Annotated in this window: 19 protein-coding genes; 7 read left to right on the top strand and 12 right to left on the bottom strand. The window is 61.3% G+C overall.

What is annotated here, in order from left to right; translation table 11 throughout:
- Positions 1–43 precede the first annotated feature (43 nt).
- Together AB5Y99_RS17050 and AB5Y99_RS17045 are read left to right on the top strand one after the other, a co-directional pair.
- A complete protein-coding gene (locus tag AB5Y99_RS17050; protein ID WP_005356150.1) occupies positions 44–943 on the top strand; it encodes an acyltransferase in 900 nt (299 codons plus the stop codon).
- 6 nt (positions 944–949) lie between these two features.
- Entirely contained in the window at positions 950–1915 is a 966-nt protein-coding gene (locus AB5Y99_RS17045) for an acyltransferase (RefSeq protein WP_021231508.1), read from the top strand.
- Here AB5Y99_RS17045 and AB5Y99_RS17040 read toward each other — a convergent pair.
- Positions 1840–2346, bottom strand: a complete 507-nt coding sequence (locus tag AB5Y99_RS17040; RefSeq protein WP_021231509.1) for a DUF523 domain-containing protein — start codon at positions 2344–2346, stop codon at positions 1840–1842. The genes AB5Y99_RS17045 and AB5Y99_RS17040 overlap by 76 nt on opposite strands.
- Positions 2343–2993, bottom strand: a complete 651-nt coding sequence (locus tag AB5Y99_RS17035) for a DNA mismatch repair protein MutT (protein WP_005339607.1) — start codon at positions 2991–2993, stop codon at positions 2343–2345. Before AB5Y99_RS17035 ends, AB5Y99_RS17040 begins: the two co-directional genes overlap by 4 nt.
- 74 nt (positions 2994–3067) lie before the next feature.
- Between AB5Y99_RS17035 and AB5Y99_RS17030 the strand changes: the two genes are divergently transcribed.
- Together AB5Y99_RS17030 and pncB are read left to right on the top strand one after the other, a co-directional pair.
- Positions 3068–3703, top strand: a complete 636-nt coding sequence (locus tag AB5Y99_RS17030; protein ID WP_005357452.1) for a nicotinamidase — start codon at positions 3068–3070, stop codon at positions 3701–3703.
- Positions 3704–3804: 101 nt separating this feature from the next.
- Positions 3805–4983: a nicotinate phosphoribosyltransferase gene (gene pncB, locus AB5Y99_RS17025; protein WP_005339605.1), complete on the top strand. Its 1179-nt coding sequence runs from the start codon at positions 3805–3807 to the stop codon at positions 4981–4983.
- 71 nt (positions 4984–5054) lie between these two features.
- Here the strand turns inward: pncB and AB5Y99_RS17020 are convergent, their stop codons facing one another.
- The 9 genes from AB5Y99_RS17020 to rph all read right to left on the bottom strand — a co-directional run bounded on the left by AB5Y99_RS17020 (position 5055) and on the right by rph (position 14520).
- Complete coding sequence (locus AB5Y99_RS17020) at positions 5055–5663, bottom strand: thiol:disulfide interchange protein DsbA/DsbL (RefSeq protein WP_005339604.1); 609 nt, start codon at positions 5661–5663, stop codon at positions 5055–5057.
- A 137-nt stretch (positions 5664–5800) separates the two neighbouring features.
- Positions 5801–6790, bottom strand: a complete 990-nt coding sequence (locus AB5Y99_RS17015; RefSeq protein WP_368210251.1) for a serine/threonine protein kinase — start codon at positions 6788–6790, stop codon at positions 5801–5803.
- A 103-nt stretch (positions 6791–6893) separates the two neighbouring features.
- The gene (gene ccoG, locus AB5Y99_RS17010) at positions 6894–8345 is read right to left on the bottom strand and encodes a cytochrome c oxidase accessory protein CcoG (protein WP_368210250.1); all 1452 of its coding nucleotides are present in this window, start codon (positions 8343–8345) and stop codon (positions 6894–6896) included.
- Positions 8346–8500: 155 nt separating this feature from the next.
- Positions 8501–8764 (bottom strand): YihD family protein, encoded by a 264-nt coding sequence (locus AB5Y99_RS17005; protein WP_005339598.1) that lies wholly within the window; start codon positions 8762–8764, stop codon positions 8501–8503.
- A 30-nt stretch (positions 8765–8794) separates the two neighbouring features.
- Positions 8795–9949: a GGDEF domain-containing protein gene (locus AB5Y99_RS17000; protein ID WP_005339596.1), complete on the bottom strand. Its 1155-nt coding sequence runs from the start codon at positions 9947–9949 to the stop codon at positions 8795–8797.
- Between the two features lie 127 nt (positions 9950–10076).
- Positions 10077–10466 carry a Cu(I)-responsive transcriptional regulator gene (gene cueR, locus AB5Y99_RS16995; protein WP_005356117.1) on the bottom strand — a complete coding sequence of 130 codons (390 nt, stop codon included), beginning with the start codon at positions 10464–10466 and terminating at the stop codon, positions 10077–10079.
- On the bottom strand, positions 10467–12896 hold the full coding sequence (locus AB5Y99_RS16990; RefSeq protein WP_368210248.1) for a heavy metal translocating P-type ATPase: 2430 nt from the start codon (positions 12894–12896) through the stop codon (positions 10467–10469).
- A 178-nt stretch (positions 12897–13074) separates the two neighbouring features.
- Positions 13075–13728, bottom strand: coding sequence for an orotate phosphoribosyltransferase (pyrE, locus tag AB5Y99_RS16985; protein ID WP_139747657.1), 654 nt, complete (start codon positions 13726–13728; stop codon positions 13075–13077).
- 75 nt (positions 13729–13803) lie between these two features.
- Positions 13804–14520, bottom strand: a complete 717-nt coding sequence (gene rph, locus AB5Y99_RS16980) for a ribonuclease PH (RefSeq protein ID WP_040067619.1) — start codon at positions 14518–14520, stop codon at positions 13804–13806.
- A 147-nt stretch (positions 14521–14667) separates the two neighbouring features.
- Between rph and AB5Y99_RS16975 the strand changes: the two genes are divergently transcribed.
- Positions 14668–15531: a YicC/YloC family endoribonuclease gene (locus AB5Y99_RS16975; protein ID WP_005342032.1), complete on the top strand. Its 864-nt coding sequence runs from the start codon at positions 14668–14670 to the stop codon at positions 15529–15531.
- A 120-nt stretch (positions 15532–15651) separates the two neighbouring features.
- Here AB5Y99_RS16975 and AB5Y99_RS16970 read toward each other — a convergent pair whose 3' ends face one another.
- A complete protein-coding gene (locus AB5Y99_RS16970) occupies positions 15652–16557 on the bottom strand; it encodes a LysR substrate-binding domain-containing protein (protein WP_368210243.1) in 906 nt (301 codons plus the stop codon).
- A 120-nt stretch (positions 16558–16677) separates the two neighbouring features.
- Between AB5Y99_RS16970 and AB5Y99_RS16965 the strand changes: the two genes are divergently transcribed.
- Both AB5Y99_RS16965 and fghA read left to right on the top strand, forming a co-directional pair.
- A complete protein-coding gene (locus AB5Y99_RS16965) occupies positions 16678–17805 on the top strand; it encodes an S-(hydroxymethyl)glutathione dehydrogenase/class III alcohol dehydrogenase (protein WP_368210241.1) in 1128 nt (375 codons plus the stop codon).
- A gap of 48 nt (positions 17806–17853) precedes the next feature.
- Positions 17854–18690 (top strand): S-formylglutathione hydrolase, encoded by an 837-nt coding sequence (gene fghA, locus AB5Y99_RS16960; protein WP_005356100.1) that lies wholly within the window; start codon positions 17854–17856, stop codon positions 18688–18690.
- The last annotated feature ends 27 nt before the right edge of the window (positions 18691–18717 follow it).

Raw genomic sequence — 18717 nt, 5'->3', positions numbered from 1 at the left:
ACCACTTGATGGCCCTTTATCGACAGCAAGACGGACCCGACTCATGCCCAACAAGCTGACAGAGCGACTGCGCGGCAGTCTCTCCACCCTGCTCTATTTTTTCAACACCCTCTTCTGGTTTGTCCCCATCTTCTCGCTGGGTCTGCTCAAGCTCCTGCTCCCCCTCAAGGGGTGGCGCACCCTCTGCAACTGGCTGCTCGATGGCTGTGCCAGCTGCTGGATCGGTTTCAACAATCTGATCCAGAAAACCATCATAAAAACCCCTTTCGAGGTGGTCGGAGTGGACAAAGGGCGCCGGAATGAGTGGTATATGGTGATTGCCAACCATCAATCCTGGGTCGACATACTGGTACTGCAGCGGGTTTTTAACCAAAAAATCCCCTTCCTGAAGTTTTTCCTCAAGAAAGAGCTTATTTGGGTACCTTTTCTCGGCCTGGCATGGTGGGCGCTCGACTTCCCCTTCATGCGGCGATATTCCAGGAAATTTCTGGAAAAGCATCCCCATCTGAAGGGAAAAGACATAGAAACAACCCGTAAAGCCTGTGCCAGGTTCCGCCACATTCCGGTGAGTGTGATGAACTTCGTCGAAGGCACCCGCTTCACCAAGGGCAAACATCAGAAGCAGGGTTCGCCCTATCGTCACCTGCTCCAACCGAAAGCAGGCGGCATCGCCTTTACCCTGGCAGCCATGGGTGACCAGTTGCATCAACTGGTGGATGTCACCATCGCCTATCCGGACGGCATCCCCAGCTACTGGGACTTCATGTGTGGCCGGGTCGGGCAAATCAAGGTTCAGGTCCGCTATTTGCCGATCGACCGCAAGCTGGTGGGGGATTACTTCAATGACCCCGAGTTCCAACAAGAGTTTCAACAGTGGTTGAACGGGATCTGGCACGAAAAGGACCAGACCCTAAGCCAACTGCTGGCAACCAAGGCGCAGTAAACATTCATGCTATCCCTGCTTCCCGGCCCGCTGGTGCTGATCATCAGCGCGGGCCTGACCATCCTTTTCACCGCCTTGTGCGCCAGCCTGATCCTGCTGGTGTCGCTGGCCAAACTAGTACTGCCGATCCCGGCCTTTGGCCGCGCCTGCAGCCGCCTCAACAACCGCCTCATGAGACTGTGGCTTGCCTGCAATGCGCTGGTGATCCGCCTCACCACCCGTATTGACTGGCAGGTGGAGGACAATACCAAGCTGCGCAAGGATGGCTGGTATCTCATCATCAGCAACCACATGAGCTGGACCGATATCGTGGTGCTCGGCCACCTGTTCCGCGACCGGCTGCCGGTGCCCAAGTTCTTCATGAAGCACGAGCTCATCTACATCCCGCTGCTGGGGCTCGCCTGCTGGGGGCTCGATATGCCCTTTATGCGTCGCTACTCTCGGGAGTTTTTGCTGAAGAACCCGCACCTGCGCGGCAAGGATATCGAGACCACCCGCAACGCCTGCGAGAAGTTTCGCCATATCCCCACTACCGTCATCAACTTCGTGGAAGGAACCCGCTTCACCGAGCAGAAACGGGATGCTGCCCGCTCCCGCTATCGTCACCTGATGCCGCCCAAGGCGGCAGGACTGGCCTTTACACTGGCGGCCATGGGCGAGCAGTTCGACAGCCTGATCAACGTCACCATCCGCTATCCGGACAACGCCGAGACCCCGTTCAAGGACTTCCTGATGGGACGGGTAAAACGCATTCAGGTGCGGATTGAGGAGCTGCCGGTGAATGAACAGCTGATAGGAGATTACTTCAACGACAAGCAGTTCAAGCGCGGTTTTCAGGAGTGGCTGAACCAGCGCTGGCAGGAGAAGGACGAGGTGCTGGAGGGGTGGCAGAGCGATCAGGTGCTGCTGCCGGTTGCCGCCAAATCCGGGGAGGAATCCAAAGAGAGCGCAGAAGCCAACTCGGCCAACTGATCTTCGGAAAAGACTGCAATCCCGTGGCGGCGCAGCAGGGCAGTGGTCTTGCCCTCGCCCGCTACAGAAACACCTTCGAAGCGGCCGTTATAGATACGGCCGCTGCCACATGAGGGGCTCCCCTCTTTCAGCAGGGCGAAGCGAATGCCCTGCGCCTGACAAATAGCCAACGCCAGCTCGGCGCCGCGATCAAACTCTTCAGTCACATCCAGCCCGCTCGCCGTCACTACCCGTTCGCCCTGCCGCTCGGCAGGAGGACGCGGGGTCGGCAGACCGCCCGCCACTTCGGGGCAGAAGGCCAGCGCCCGTCCTTCGGCTCCCAGCGCACTCAGCCAGTCGCTGACGATTCCCTTGCTCTGACCGTCGTAACGCACCGGCTGACCCAGCAGGCAGGCACTCACCAGCACCTTGTGCACGCCGGTCTCACTCATGCTTCCGCTCCATGCATCACCTGATCGAACATCACGCAGCAGGGGCTCTCCAGCCGATAGAGAATGGCGGGGCGCTGTTTGCCGGTGCGCTTGCGGCCGGTATCCACCAGAATGTCGGCGCGATGGATCCGCTTGCGAAATGCCGCCGTATTCATGGGTGTTTGCAGGATGATTTCGAAGGCGCGCTGCACCTCGGAGAGGGTGAACTCGGGCCCCAGCAGTTGCAGCGGCAGGGTGCTGTAGCGGCTCTTGATCCGCAACCGCTCCAACCCCTTGGCGATGAGCTGAACATGGTCGAAGGCGAGGCTCAGCCCCGGCAGGTTGGCGAGTGGATGCCAGCAGCCGTGGATCGCTTCCACTTCCGGATCGACCAGACAGAGATAGACCAGGGTCGTGGACCAGCCGCGGGGATCCCGCTCCAGATTGCCGAGGGTGCAGACCTGCTCGCTGTAGCAGTGACCGAGCCCCCACTCCGCCAGCAGACGGCGCTGGGCGGCATCCAGATCCCGATCCCGGGTCTCATCGATGCGCAGCGCAGGCAGTTGCCAGCAGTGGGCAAAAGGGGGGCGATCGCGGGTCTCGAGCAGCAGCTCGAGCCGCTCCTCATGCAACCGCAGCACCACCATATCCAGACTCATTCTCAGCATGCCGATCGCCCTGCTCGCCTTCCATTAATGTTTGGTAGATAATATCACACGAATAGTATGTGCAGGAGCCAATCATGGGAACCGTCGCCAGCCTGGATATTGATGCGCAGAAGGGCTTTACCCCCCTCTGCCCGAACGAACTGCCCGTTGCGGGCGGTGATGATATTGTGGCTGCGCTCAACGCTCAGGCCACCCTCGCCACGCTGCGGATCGGCAGCAAGGACTCTCACCCCGCCAATGCCGACTGGGCCGTTTCTGACCCCGCTGGCATGCTGCTGCCGCTGGATCTGCCCAACGCCGACCTCACCTGGCCGGTGCACTGCGTACCGGGCAGCAAGGGCTTCGAGCTGCTCGACGGCCTGCCCGCTCCCATCGACTATGACTTCTTCGTCTGGAAGGGGGTCGAACCGGATCTCCATCCCTACGGCACCTGCTTCCACGACCTGGCCGAACGGCGCAGCACCGGACTCATCGAATTCCTGCAAGCCCGCAAGGTCGATACCGTACTGGTCGGCGGCCTCGCCACCGACTACTGTGTCAAAACCAGCGTGCTGCAACTGCGCCGCGCCGGTTTCCGGGTGATCGTCCATCTCGATGCCTGCCGTGGCATCGCGCCCGCGACGGTTGCCAGCGCCCACACCCAGATGATTGAGGCTGGCGCCGAACTGGCCCAGACCCTGATCGATGTACAACGCCTGCTGGACGCCTGATATGCCACCGATTCTTACCAGCCTGCTCGACACCGATGCCTGCACGTTACATATGCGGCAGGGGAGCTCCATCGTGCTCACCAGTCTGCGAGGAGCCTGATATGCCTCCAATCCTCACCAGCCTGCTCGACACCGATGCCTACAAGCTGCATATGCAGCAGGCGGTGTTCCATCGCTATCCGGATGCCGAGGTGGTGGCCGAGTTTCACAGCCGCAATGAAGAGGATCTGCTGCCCATGATGGGCCAGATCGAGGAGCAACTGCGCCTCGCCGGTTCCCTGCGACTGACCAAGCCAGAGCTCGATTTTCTGGCCGAGCGTCCCTTCTTCACCCCTGACTACCTCGACCACCTGCGCCGCAAGCCGCTCGACGCCTCCCTGCTCAAAGTGTTCGAGCAGGATGGCCGCATCAATGTGCGGGTCGAGGGCCCCTGGCAGGATGTGATCCTGTGGGAAATCCCGGTGCTCGCCATCATCAGCGAGATGCGCAACCGCTTCCGCTACCCCCAGTTCGGCGTCAGCCACGCGCTGGAGCGGCTCGATCAGAAGATCGACAAGCTGGAGAAGGAGCTGAGCAGCGACGAGATGAGCGAGTTCAACCTCATCGACTTCGGCACCCGCCGCCGCTTCTCTCACGCGGTACAGGATGCGGTAGTGGGTCGCCTCAAGGAGCGTCTGCCGGCGTTTCGCGGCACCAGCAACTACATGCTGGCCCAGAAGTACAAGCTGCCCGCTGTCGGCACCCAGGCCCATGAGTGGTTCCAGGCGCACCAGCAGCTCGGCTTCCCGCTGGAGCACAGCCAGCGCGCCGCCCTCACCAGCTGGCTGGACGAGTTCACCGACCATCTCGGTATCGCCCTGACCGACTGCATCACCATGGATGCCTTCCTGCGGGACTTCGACTTCGAGCTGGCCAGCAGCTATCAGGGCTTGCGCCACGACTCCGGCGATCCGGTGGTGTGGGGCGAGAAGGCGATCAGTCACTATCAGCGCCTTGGCATCGACCCCACCGACAAGACCCTGGTCTTCTCCGACGGGCTCAACCTCGACAAGGCGGTGCAGCTGTTCCGCCACTTCCGTGGCCGCATCAATACCAGCTTCGGCATCGGCACCAAGCTCACCTGCGATCTGCCCGGCGTCAGCCCGATGAACATCGTCTTCAAGCTGATCGAGTGCAATGGCGGCCCGGTTGCCAAGATCTCCGACAGCCCGGGCAAGACCCTCTGCCGGGATGCGGAGTTTATCCGCAACCTCAAACAGGCGTTCCACGTCGGGGTCTGACCTGCCAGATTGCCAGAAAACAAAAAGCCCGCCGGTTCACACCGGCGGGCTTTTTATCGACTCAAGGGGTATCAGTCTTTCTTGGCCAGCAGGAACTGCACCAGCTTGTTGAACTGCTCTTGAGAGGTGATGGATTCAATCTTCACCATGTACTTGCCGTTCACCAGGAAGGCCGGTACACCGCGAATGTTGTAGCTCTCGGTGTTGCGATCGAACTGGGAGACCATGCCGGAGACGGCGAAGCTGTCGACGGCACCGTCGAACTCCTCAGCCGGTACGCCGTTGTCCACGAAGATCTTCTTCACATCGTCACGGCTCATCGGCGGCTGACGCTGGGTGTGGATCTTGGTGAAGATGGCAGGAGTCAGCTTGGCTTCGGCATTGAGCAGGCTGGCAACGGCATAGGCACGCTGCATCTCGGGGCCCATTTCGCGGCCGAGGAAGGCAACCGGGTTCTTCTTGAGGGGCACACCCTCTGGCAACCCGGCCTTCAACTGTTCAACGATCGGTTCGAAGGTAGCGCAGTGCGGGCAGTAGTAGGAGAAAAACTCCATCACTTCCGGCTGGGCACTGCCAGTCTGTTTGACCACATCGTAGTTGACGCCTTCCTTGAACTCGGGGGCGGCGTGAACCATGGGGATCATCAGCATGGCAGCAAGGAAAAATAGAACTTTTTTCATGATGTTTCCTGTTAAGGGATCACTGTGAGGCACGCCCGGCGAACCGAAGCAGTGCCAAGCCTATTGTTTCGCCATGCTGACGTCAATGGTCAGGGCCGGAGATCGAGTCCCCCTTGCCGCGCAAGATCCCTTCTATTTCACCAGTTTGGCATCAGGCTCAACGGTGGCGCCTTCAGTGCCTCCAGCTGATCGTGCAGGGTCGCTATCTGTTGACGCCAGTAGTGATCGGTATTGAACCAGGGGAAGTGACGGGGGAAGGCGGGATCTTCCCAGCGCCGTGCCAGCCACGCCATGTAGTGAACGATGCGCATCGCCCGCAGCGGCTCGATCAGCGCCAGCTCCCGCGAGTCGAACTCCATAAACTCCTCGTAGCCCGCCAGCAGGGTATCGAGCTGGATCTGCTGCTCGTGGCGCTCGCCGCTCAGCATCATCCAGAGATCCTGAATCGCGGGGCCGGTGCGGCAATCATCGAGGTCGACAAACATGGGGCCATCGCGCCAGAGGATGTTGCCCGGGTGGCAATCGCCATGCAGGGAGATCTGCGCCACATCCAGGGTCATGGCGTCGCTGACATACTTGATCAGCTCGTCGAGTACCCCGAAGAATTGCTTCGCCAGCCCGCTTGGCAGCCACTCGCCAGACGCCAGCAGCTGACGCGGTTCGTGCAGCATGCTATCCACATCGAGCCGTACCCGATGGTGGAACGGCTTGCTGGCGCCGATCTGATGAATGCGACCGAGGAAACGCCCCACCCACTCCAGCTGGTCGAGGTTATCCACCTCGAACTGGCGGCCACCGACGCTCTGCCAGATAGCAAAGGGGTAGCCCTCGTGCTCCAGCAGGGTCTCGCCCGCGAAGGCGAGCGGTGCAGCGACCGGGATCTCCGCCTCCGCGAGACGGGTGGCAAACTCGTGCTCCTCGAGGATCTGGGCCCGGCTCCAGCGGCCGGGACGGTAGAACTTCACCACATAGCGGCGACGATCCTCATCCTGAAACTGGTAGACCCGGTTTTCGTAGCTGTTGAGCTCGATAAGGCCGGAGTCGAGCCGCAGGCCACTGAGATCGAGCGCATCCATGATGAGGTCGGGATTGAGGTCGGAATAGTTGAAACGCATGTCATCCACCATAAGAAAGGGGCGCCGTTGCGCCCCATTCTATCACCACTGCCCGCCATTGCCGTGCTCGCTGGTGACCGGACTGGTGTCACGCCCGGCCCGCAGCCACACGCAGTTACAACCGGCTGATAAACTTGCTGCCCTGGCGCAGGTTGCCCTTGCTGTCATCGGGCGCCGCCCCCTCCCGTTTCAGCACGAACTGGATATCCAGCGCCGGCCGTTTCAGGTTGTAAGGATCGACCGCCAGACTGACCGGCAGGGTGTAGATCTCGCCCGCCTTCAGGGTCACTTCACGGGGGCCGAACCACTGATACTCGGGCAAGCCCTCCACATCCAGCTGGTAGGTCTGGGACTGCAGGGTCTTGTTGAGGATCTTGAGGGTGTAGGTGTTCTCAATCAGCCCCTCGCTGTTTTCGCGGAACAGCTGGTTGCGATCCCGCAAGATATCGAGCCCCATCGGCATGATGGACATGGCGTTGTAGACAAACACCCCCAGCATCACCGCCATCACCAGCCCGTAACCAATCAGCTTGGGCCGCGCCACATGGGTGGAGTCGTTGGCCAGCTTGTGCTCGGTGGTGTAGCTGATGAGCCCTTTCGGGTAGCCCATCCGCTCCATGGTCTGGTCGCAGGCATCGACGCAGGCACCGCAGTTGATGCACTCGTACTGCAGGCCATCGCGGATATCGATACCGGTCGGGCAGACCTGCACGCAAAGATCGCAGTCGATACAGTCGCCCAGCCCCATCGCCTTGGGATCTGCCTTGCGGGAGCGGGCGCCACGGGTCTCGCCACGCTTGGTGTCATAGCCGACGATGAAGGTGTCCTTGTCGAACATGGCGGACTGGAAGCGGGCATAGGGGCACATGTGGATACACATGATGGCGCGCATCCAGCCGGCGTTGCCGTAGGTAATGATGGTGAAAAAACTCACCCAGAACAGCACCCAACCGCTCGCCTTGAGGGTCAGCACATCCGGCACCAACCGGGTCACATCCTGGAAGTAGGCGACAAAGGTCAGGCCGGTGACCAGCGAGATCGCCAGCCAGGCCAGATGCTTGGCCCCCTTGCGGGCCAGCTTCTCGCCGCTCCAGGGCGCCTCGTCCAGCTTGCGCCGCTTGTTGGCGGGCCCTTCCAGCTTCTCTTCAAACCAGATGAACATGAAGGTCCAGACCGTCTGCGGGCAGAGATAGCCACACCAGACCCGACCGAGGAAGGTGGTAATAAAGAAGAGTCCGAAGGCGGCGATCATGAAGAGCCAAGCCAGCAGGGTCAGATCCTGCGGCCAGATGGTGGCGCCAAAGATATGGAACTGCTGGTGACCGAGGTCGAACAACACCGCCTGTCGCCCGTCGTAACGCAGCCAGGGCAGCAGCACGAACAGCGCCACAAAGAACCAGCCCATGGCCTTGCGCATCCGCTGCCAATACCCTTTCTGGGCTCGCACATAGATGCGGTTGCCAGGGTTGAATCTGTCGTCGCTGGCTTTGAACGTATTGGGGTTGAAGGTCCCGGTTACGCCCTTGTCGGTGACGTCCTTGATATCGATTTTATCGTGGTCGGCCATTGCAAGACATCGCTCCCTTATTTGTTATGGAGCGGATTATATCTTAAACAGCATGCTAATTGTGTGGATTAGATGTATCTAATATTGGGGTTGGATCGCAATTTTCGGCAACAAAAAAGCGCATCACCCCAGGGTGATGCGCTTCCGCTAAAGATTCACTTGATTCCGCGAGCCTTGAGCAGTGCCTCTTTGAAATCGGGCACATGATCCTTGGCCAGACCGGGGATCATCGCCTGCTTGTCGGATTCCCGCATTTTGAGGTGATAGATCAGCATGTCGTCGGTCAGCTCGGACAGAGGCCCTTCAAATCCCGCTTCTTGGGCCAGTTTGGCAACAAACTGCACCAGGCTGAGATCCTGTTCCTTGATCCAGGCAGGCTGCAACAACTCCAGCAGCTCTTCGATACGATGACATTGCATAGACAACCTCTTTAATCTGTCACGTTAAATTCAGGCAACCTTACCCATCAAGGCTACTTCGATTCGATCCCGCCCATTATGCTTGGCCTGATAGAGTGCCGCATCCGCTTTTTGGATCAAATCGGCGATTTTCATGCTGTTGTCCGGTATCAGTGTCGCAACACCAAAACTACATGTGACCCGACCGGAGACCAGTGACTTCTGGTGCGGGATGGCCAGCTCCTTGAGCGCCTGCCGCACATTGTCCGCCACCTGCAATGCCCCCTGCATGCCGGTGCAGGGCAGCAGCAAGGCAAACTCTTCGCCGCCATAACGGGCCGCCAGATCGTCCTCGCGCCGCTCCACCTCGGCCAGCAGCCCCGCCACCTGTTGCAGGCAGTCATCCCCCAGCTGATGGCCGTAGAGATCGTTGAACTGCTTGAAGTAATCCACATCCACCAGCACCAGTGACAACGGCGCCCGGGCGCGATGGCAGCGCCGCCAGGCGCGCTCCAGAGAGTCGTCGAGATGGGCACGGTTGGCGATGCCGGTCAGGCCGTCGAGGCGAGAGGTGAGGCGCAAATGCTCGGAGACAGCCTTCAGTTCGGCAACCAGCTCGGCGTTGGAGAAACGGTGGTGGAGCGAGGCGATCTGATCCCGCCGCATCCGGCGCAGCAGGGTCGGCAGAAAGACAAACAGATAGCCCGCCAGCATGCAGGAGACAATCCGCTCCTGCTCGTTACCGTTGCCCAGCTCGAACAGCATCGCCATGCCCAGCGGCAGGGCGGAACCATAGAGGGTGCGGCGGCTGCCAAACAGCATGATGGCGCTGCCGGTAAGAATGAGGCTGGAGAGCATCATCATGGCGGCCCGGTAGGTATCGGGCAGCTTGTCCATGTAGAGCAGCACCCCGAGGGCCCAGATGATGGAGGTGATGGTGGCTCCGATAAAGAGCTCCCGCTCCAGCACCGGCAACGGAGTCTGGTGCAGGCGGGCTCGACGCCAGCGCAGGTGCCAGCCCCGACCCAGCAGCCACAGGAAAGTGCCTGCCAGCCAACCGAGCGCTTCGATGGCGGGTAGATAGTCGTGAAACAGCAGACTCCAGCCAAATGCCAACACGCCCAAACAGGGGAGACTGAACGATGCATGGGTATAGAGCTGGGCCATAATGGCCTGCTTAACCTGGCGTGTCACACTCTGGGTCAACTGAGTACTCCTGTACAAGAGCCGAGCAGTCTACCATTACCCCCTGACCCGCAACAATAAAGCGCCGCTTATTAAGAAGTTAATCAATCAATAACGATTTCTTCTGCGCTGGCAGGTGAGTCCTTGCTCACCCCTTCTCCAATTCGTCGAGGATCGGGCACTCGGGATTTTCATCCCCGTGGCAGCAGCAAACCAACCCTTCCAGGGAGGTAAGCATGGCCTGCAGCCCGGCGATGCGAGCCCGCAGATCGACGATCTTCTCCTGCGCCAGCTTCTTCACCTGGGCACTGGTTCTGTGCTCGTCCCGATAGAGCGCCAGCAGCTCCTGACACTCTTCCAGATTGAAGCCGGTCTCTCGCGCCCGCTTGACGAAACGCAGCTCGCGCAGCGCCCCCTCGGTGTAACTGCGATAGCCGTTGTCACTGCGTACCGGGGCTGTGATGAGGCCAATGCTCTCGTAATAACGGATGGTCTTGGCGGTCAGCCCAGTGGCCTTGGCAACCTTGCTGATGTTCATTTATGCCTCCTTACTGATCGGGTTGGATGCTGGCCCGTGCGCCGCCTTGGGCTGCCAGCGTTTCAATAACAGGGAATTGCTCAAAACGGTGATGCTGCTCAGGGCCATGGCCGCCCCCGCCAGCTCGGGGCTCAGGTAGCCCAGCGCCGCCAGCGGAATGCCGATGATGTTGAACACGAAGGCCCAGAACAGATTCTGCTGTATGGTGCGCCAGGTCGCCGCCGAGATGTCGATGGCATCGGCCACCAGCCGCGGGTCGGATCGCATCAGGGTGATGGAAGCGGTCTCCATCGCCACGTCGGAGCCGGAGCCCATGGCGATACCGACATCCGCCGCCGCCAGCGCCGGGGCGTCGTTCACCCCGTCCCCCACCATGGCCACCAGCCCGCGGGTTTGCGCCCGCAGCGCCTCCACTTTCTCCACCTTGCCCGCTGGCAACACGGAGTCGAAGGCCCCGTCCAGCCCCAGCTTGGCGGCGATATGGGCCACGGGGGCCTGCGCGTCGCCGCTCACCAGCCAGCTGGCGATGCCGCGCTGGCGCAGGGTGGCGATGGCTTCCGGACTCTCGGGGCGCAGGGTATCGGCCAGCGCCGCGATGCCGGCCACCACGCCGTCGATGGCCACCCAAACCCGGGTCGCCCCATCGGCGGCTTGTTCATCCTGTTGCGGCTGATCAATGCCGAGCTGGGCCAGCAGGGAGCCATTACCGATGGCGACTGTGTGACCCGCCACCTGACCGACAATACCGGCACCGACCCACACTTCCACCGCCTCCGGCTGGGGCAACGCCACTTCTGTGCCGACGGCCTCCCGCATCGCCAGCGCCAGCGGGTGTTCGCTCGCCTGCTGCAGGGCGGCGGCGAGGCGCAGTTGCTCGTCATTGCCGCTCCAGCTGGCTAGCACCGGCTTGCCCTGAGTGAGCGTGCCGGTCTTGTCGAAGATAAGCGCCTTGATGGCGTGGGCCTTCTGCAGGGTATCCACATCCTTGATCAGAATGCCGTGGCGCGCCGCCACTCCGGTACCGGTGACGATGGCCGCCGGCGTTGCCAGCCCCAGCGCGCAAGGACAGGCGATCACCAGCACCGCCACAGCCGCCAGCAGTGCCTGACCGAAGTCGTTGCTGATGGCGTACCACACCAGCAGAGTGAACAGGGCGATGGCCATCACCACCGGTACGAACACGGCAGAAACCTTGTCCACCAGTTGCTGCAGCGGAGCCTTGCCCATCTGGGCACTCTCCACCAATGCGATGATCTTGCTGAGACTGGAGTCCTCCCCCACGGTAGTGGCTTCGATCTCCAGCACGCCGGAGCGGTTGATGGCTCCGCCCAGCACCTTGTCGCCCGCACTGCGCGGCACCGGCAGACTCTCGCCGGTGAGGATCGACTCATCCAGTTCGCTGGCGCCGCTCAGGATCTTGCCATCCACCGGCACCCGCTCACCCACCAGCACCCGCAGCCGCTCACCGCGCAGCACCTCGTCGATGGCGACGCTCTGCCAACTCTCGCCACGCCAGACGGTGGCGGTTTCCGGCCGCAGCGCCATCAGTTCGCGAATGGCGGACTGGGTGCTGCGTCTGGCCCGAGCCTCCAGCAGTTTTCCCAACGAAATCAGGGTAATGATGATGGCGCTCGCCTCGAAATAGAGCTTGCCACTGGCAGCCATCCCCAGCGTCAACAACAGATAGAGACTGTAGAAGTAGGCGGCGCTGGTGCCGGTGGCCACCAGCACATCCATATTGGCTGTGCGGTTCTTGATGGCGAGCCAGGCGCCTCGATAGAAACGGGCCCCGATCCAGAACTGCACCGGGGTGGCGAGCAGCAGCTCCAGCCAGGCAGGCAGATGCCAGGGGAACAACCCGGCCATGGCCAGCATCCCCGCCAGCAGCGGCAACGTCAGCAAAGCCGAGACGATGACCCGGGTTTGCGCCTGACGGGCAGTGGCGGCCTCCTGCGCTTCCCGCTCCAGCAACTGCTGGCGGCGGCCGCTGGCCGAGCCTTGTGCCAGCTGGGCGCCAAAGCCGAGCGCCTCGATCTGCTCGCACAAAGCGGCGGGCGTCTGCATCCCGGGCACCAGCACGATCCGGGCCTGTTCGATGGAAAAGTTGACCTCGGCCGAGATAACGCCGGGCAACGCGGCCAGCATCTTGTTCAGTCGAGCCGAACAACCGGCACAAGTCATACCGGTAATTTGAAACAAAAAGGTCTCGCTACCGTAGTCATAACCCTGACTTTTGATGCTGTCGAGCACCACTGGCAGACGGTCGGGGCTGGCCAGCTCGATGGCCGCCTGCTCCAGCGCGAAGTTGACGGTGGCCGATACCCCGTCGAGTTTGTTGAGACTGGCTGCGATGCGGCCTGCGCAGTTGGCGCAGCTCATGCCGCTGAGCGGCAATTGCAGATGAATGGGTGATTGAAGATGAGTGGTCATGTTGTTCCTCCTCGGAACCCGTCGGCACCACAAAACGCCGACTGGCTAACCCTAACCTTTACTGTAAGGGCAAGCTCAAGCCACATGATCCACTTTTTGCAGATGAAAAAACGGCGCCCGTTTGCTACCAGAGAACAAACGGGCGCCGCATTCAGCTATTGCGCGGTGTGAGCGAAGCTCAGATACCGTACTGGGCGCGGTAAGCCTTCATGGCAACCAGTTGCTCGGCCAGCTCCGGCTGTTCGGCCTGCTTCTCTTCCAGATACTGGATCAAGTCGCTCATCTGGATGATGGCGATGATGTGGGCGCCGTAGTCACGCTCCACTTCCTGAATGGCGGAGAGTTCGCCCTTGCCCTTCTCCTGACGGTCCAGCGCGATCAGCACGCCCGCCAGCGAGGCGCCGTTAGCCTGGATCAGATCCATGGATTCGCGGATGGCGGTACCGGCGGTGATGACATCGTCCACCAGCATGATGCGCCCCTTGAGCGGGCTGCCCACCAGATTGCCGCCCTCGCCGTGATCCTTGGCCTCCTTGCGGTTGAAGCACCAGGGCACGTCCACATCGTGCTGCTCCACCAGCTGTACGGCAGTGGCGGAGGCGATGGGGATCCCCTTGTAGGCCGGGCCAAACAGCACATCGAACTCGATGCCGGCATCCATCAGGGCGGCGGCATAGAAGCGGCCGAGACGGGCCAGATCGCGGCCGCTGTTGAACAGACCGGCGTTGAAGAAGTAGGGGCTTTTACGACCGGATTTCAGGGTAAATTCACCGAATTTGAGGACCTGTTTTTCCAGGGCGAACTCGATAAATTGACGCTGGTAGGCTTTCATTCTGGCTCCTTGCTTGGCTTGTCGTTTACTTGTGTGGGGGTATAAAAAAACGCGGTCAATGCCGCGTTTTTAAAATCAGGAGAGCGACTGCTTCTGCAGCGCAATGATGTCGGCGATGCCGCCCTTGGCGAGCGCCAGCATCTCCAGCAACTCTTCATGGGTGAAGGGCTCGGCCTCCGCGGTGCCCTGCACCTCGATGATGCGACCATCTTCGGTCATCACCACGTTCATGTCGGTCTCGGCGGCGGAGTCTTCGATGTACTCCAGATCGCAGATGGCTTCGCCCTGATACATGCCGACGGAGACGGCGGCGATCATCTGCTTGAGCGGGCTCTGCTTGAGCATGCCCTTCTCGACCATCCAGTTCAGCGCATCCACCAGCGCCACACAGGCACCGGTAATGGAGGCTGTGCGGGTGCCGCCATCGGCTTGCAGCACGTCACAGTCAACGGTGATGGAGTGCTCGCCCAGCGCAGTCAGGTCTACCGCGGCGCGCAGGGAGCGGGCGATCAAACGGGAGATCTCCAGAGTACGGCCACTCTGCTTGCCGGAGGCCGCTTCACGGTTCATCCGGGAGTGGGTGGAGCGCGGCAGCATGCCGTATTCGGCAGTCACCCACCCCTGATTCTTCCCTTTCAGGAAGCGAGGCACGCTGGTGTCGACGCTGGCGGTGCAGAGCACGCGAGTGTTACCGAACTCCACCAGCACTGAGCCTTCTGCATGTTTGGTGAAATTGCGGGTAATGGTAACCGGGCGAAGTTGCGCGGCACTGCGATCGCTTGGACGTGACATGGAACGGACCTCTGGGCTGGCTCAAATTGGCGGGGGATTATAAGTGATCCCGCCCCAAATATCAGCCGCTAAAACCACGGCATCGGCTGACGAGCAGGGCCGGGCTGAGTATACTGGCCGCACACTTCATCAAGCCCGGAACAATCAATGATTCACAGCATGACCGCCTACGCCCGCAAGGAATTCAAGGGCGACTGGGGCACAGCCGTTTGGGAAATTCGTTCGGTCAACCAGCGCTATCTGGAAACCTACATTCGCCTGCCGGAGCAACTGCGCAGCCTGGAACCGGTTCTGCGTGAGCGTTTCCGCGCCAAGCTGCAGCGCGGCAAGGTGGAGTGCAACCTGCGTTTTGAAGCCGCTCAGGCCGCCGCCAGCCAACTCCATATCAATGAAGAGCTGGCCAAGCTCATCATCGACAGCGCCAGCTGGGTAATGAAAGAGGCGGGTCAGGGCCAGCTCAACCCGGTCGATGTACTGCGTTGGCCGGGTGTCATGGCTGCCGCCGAGCAGGACATGGACGCGGTCGCCACCGAGCTGCTCGGCGGCTTTGACCAGACCATGGAAGATTTCCTCGCCTCCCGCGCCAGCGAAGGGGCCAACCTCAAGGCGCTGATCGAACAGCGTCTGGCCGGTATTCAGGTGGAAGTGAAGAAGGTGCGCGTCCACCTGCCGCAGATCATCGAATGGCAGCGCCAGAAGCTCACCGACCGTCTGGCCGAAGCCAAGGTCGAGCTGGATCCGGCCCGCATCGAGCAGGAGATCGTGCTGCTGGCCCAGAAGATCGACGTGGCCGAAGAGCTGGATCGTCTGGAGATGCACATCAGCGAAACCAACAAGATCATGAAAAAAGGTGGCGCCTGTGGCCGTCGTCTCGACTTTATGATGCAGGAGTTCAACCGCGAGTCGAACACCCTCGGCTCCAAGTCCATCAACGCCGAAGTGACCCAATCCGCCGTCGAGCTTAAAGTCCTCATCGAGCAGATGCGCGAGCAAATTCAAAATATCGAATGATGGGTCGCTGACTATCCGGTTGTTGCCTGCAAAAGAGCCCTTGATTCCTCAAGGGCTCTTTTATTTTCCGGCCATCACACCTGTCGCCCACCGCCGGTAAGTCAGCGGCTGGGAAGCGCCCTAACCTATCGGCATCACCAGCGCCGGTTGGTGCGGGTCGCTCAGCCGTTCGGCCAGATAGTCCACCAGCAGTCGCACCTTGGGGGAGAGGTGACGGTTGTGGGGATAGAGGGCCCAGATCCCCTCTGCCGGAGCCCGCAGTTCGGGCAGCAGCTCGATCAGTTCACCGCAGGCCAGATGATCGCTCACGTAGTAGTCCGGCAGCTGGATGATGCCGATCCCCTTGAGCGCCGCATCCAGCAGAGCGTGGCCGCTGTTGCACTGCAATAGACCGCGCACCCGCACGCTGTGGGGGCGACCATCCAGGGTGAAGTGCCACTCGTCGCCGTTGCCCACCAGACAGGTGTGGCGAGTCAGCTCGGAGAGGCTGTTGGGCATGCCGTGGCGGGCGGTGTAAGCCGGTGAGGCGCAGACATAGGGCACCCGCTGCGCCAGCTTGCGCGCCACCAGCGTCGAATCCTTGAGATGACCGAGCCGCAGCGCCAGATCGTAGCCTTCGTGCACCAGATCCAGCAGCTGGTTGGTGAGGTTGAGAGTCACCTCCAGCTGGGGGAAACGCACCATGAAGTCATTCACCAGCGGGGCGATGCGGCTCTCGCCGTAGGAGACGGGGGCGGTGATGCGCAGCGACCCTTGCGGCACCGCCTGATGGCGCCCCACCGCCAGCTCTGCCTCGTAGAGGTTGTCGAGCAGCTGACGGCAGTGGCGATAGTAGATCTCGCCAAGCTCGGTGAGCCGCACCTGACGGGTGGTGCGCAGCAGCAGCTTGGCCTGCAGCCGATCTTCCAGCTGTGCTACCTGACGGCTGACCTGCGCCACCGACACCCCCAGCTTGCGCGCCGCCGGGGTAAAGCCCCCCTGCTCCGCCACGCTGACAAATTCACAGATCCCTTCCCAGCCGAACATTATTACCTGTGTGTAAAAGTGATTTGAGATTTGCCCTCATTATCACCAAATCGGCGGGAAACTACACTGAATGTCCGAACTCATCTCTGTTCGCCCTGCTCAACAAGAAGGATGTCATTCATGGCACAGGTTCAAAGCATCAAGTGTAAAGCCGCCATCGCCTGGGGCCCAGGTCAGCCCCTCTCCATCGAAGAGGTCGAGGTCATGCCGCCACAAGCGGGCGAGGTGCGGGTGCGCATCGTCGCGACCGGCGTCTGCCACACCGATGCCTTCACGCTGTCTGGTGAGGATCCGGAAGGGGTCTTCCCCTGCATTCTCGGCCACGAGGGGGGCGGCATCGTCGAGTCCATCGGCGAAGGGGTCACCAGCGTCAAGGTGGGGGATCACGTGATCCCGCTCTACACCCCCGAGTGCGGCGAGTGCAAATTCTGCAAATCCGGCAAGACCAACCTGTGCCAGAAGATCCGCACCACCCAGGGCAAGGGGCTGATGCCGGACGGCACCACCCGCTTCTCGAAAGATGGCCAGCCCATCTATCACTACATGGGCACCTCCACCTTCAGCGAATACACGGTACTGCCGGAGATCTCCATCGCCAAGGTAGACCCGGCCGCCCCGCTGGAAGAGGTCTGCCTGCTCGGTTGCGGCGTCACCACCGGTATTGGTGCCGTGATGAACACCGCCAAGGTGAAGGAGGGTGAGAGCGTCGCCATCTTCGGGCTGGGTGGCATCGGCCTCTCGGCGGTGATCGGTGCCCGTCTGGCCAAGGCCGGTCGCATCATCGCCATCGACATCAACGAGAGCAAGTTCGAACTGGCCCGCAAGCTGGGTGCCACCGACTGCATCAACCCGAACGATTACGACAAACCGATTCAGGAGGTGATCGTCGAACTGACCGATGGCGGCGTCGACTTCTCCTTCGAGTGCATCGGCAACGTCAAGGTGATGCGTGCGGCGCTGGAGTGCTGCCACAAGGGTTGGGGCGAGTCGGTCATCATCGGCGTGGCCGGAGCGGGTCAGGAGATCAGCACCCGTCCGTTCCAGCTGGTGACCGGTCGGGTCTGGCGCGGCAGCGCCTTCGGCGGGGTTCGCGGTCGCAGCGAACTGCCGAGCTATGTGCAGCGCTATATGCAGGGTGAGTTCCGCCTTGATGACTTCATCACCCACACCATGCCGCTGGAACAGATCAACGAGGCGTTCGACCTGATGCACCAAGGCAAGAGCATCCGCACCGTCATCCACTACTGAGCATGATCACCCCGCCCGCCATCGTGGGCGGGGCGCAGGAGTCCTTCGATGAATCTGGAGATTATCAGCAGCAACAAGAGCTTCGGCGGCTGGCACAAGCGCTATCGCCACCACGCCAGCGTGCTCGGCTGCGAGATGAATTTTGCCATCTATCTGCCGCCTCAGGCTCTCACCGGCCAGAAGGTGCCCGTGCTCTACTGGCTCAGCGGCCTCACCTGCACCGATGAGAACTTCATGCAGAAGGCGGGTGCCCAGCGTATCGCCGCCGAGCTGGGCATCGCCCTGGTGGCGCCGGACACCAGCCCCCGCGGCGATGGCGTAGCGGACGATCCCGGTTATGACCTCGGCATGGGAGCAGGCTTTTACGTCAACGCCAACCAGAGCCCCTGGCAGGCGCACTACCAGATGTATGACTACGTCACCCGCGAGCTGCCCGACTTGATAGAGACTCACTTCCCGGTCTCGACCCGCCGCGCCATCAGCGGCCACTCCATGGGCGGTCACGGTGCGCTTATCGCCGCGTTGCGAGAGCCCGGTCGCTACCGCTCGGTCTCGGCGTTCAGCCCGATCTGCCATCCAAGTCGCTGCCCCTGGGGCCAAAAGGCGCTCGGCGCCTACCTCGGCAGCAATCCTCTGCTGTGGCAGGAGTGGGATGCCTGCCAGCTGCTGCGCCACCAGCCGGTCACGCCGCTACCAACCTTGGTGGATGTGGGGCTGGATGATCCCTTTCTCGCCGAGCAGTTGCATATCGATGCGCTGGCCGAAGTGGCGGCCAGCAAGGAGTGGCCACTGGAGCTCAACCGCCACGAGGGCTATGACCACAGCTACTACTTCGTGGCGAGCTTTATCGAGGCGCACCTGCGCTTTCACGCCCGCCACCTCTGATCAAAACAGGCCCGTTGCGGGCCTGTT

Origin of the sequence: Aeromonas sp. R4-2 (genome assembly GCF_040908295.1) — a bacterium.
GTDB lineage: Bacteria > Pseudomonadota > Gammaproteobacteria > Enterobacterales > Aeromonadaceae > Aeromonas > Aeromonas veronii.
Note: the sequence above shows the minus strand (reverse complement) of the source record. Positions and strands in the feature narration are given on the sequence as shown.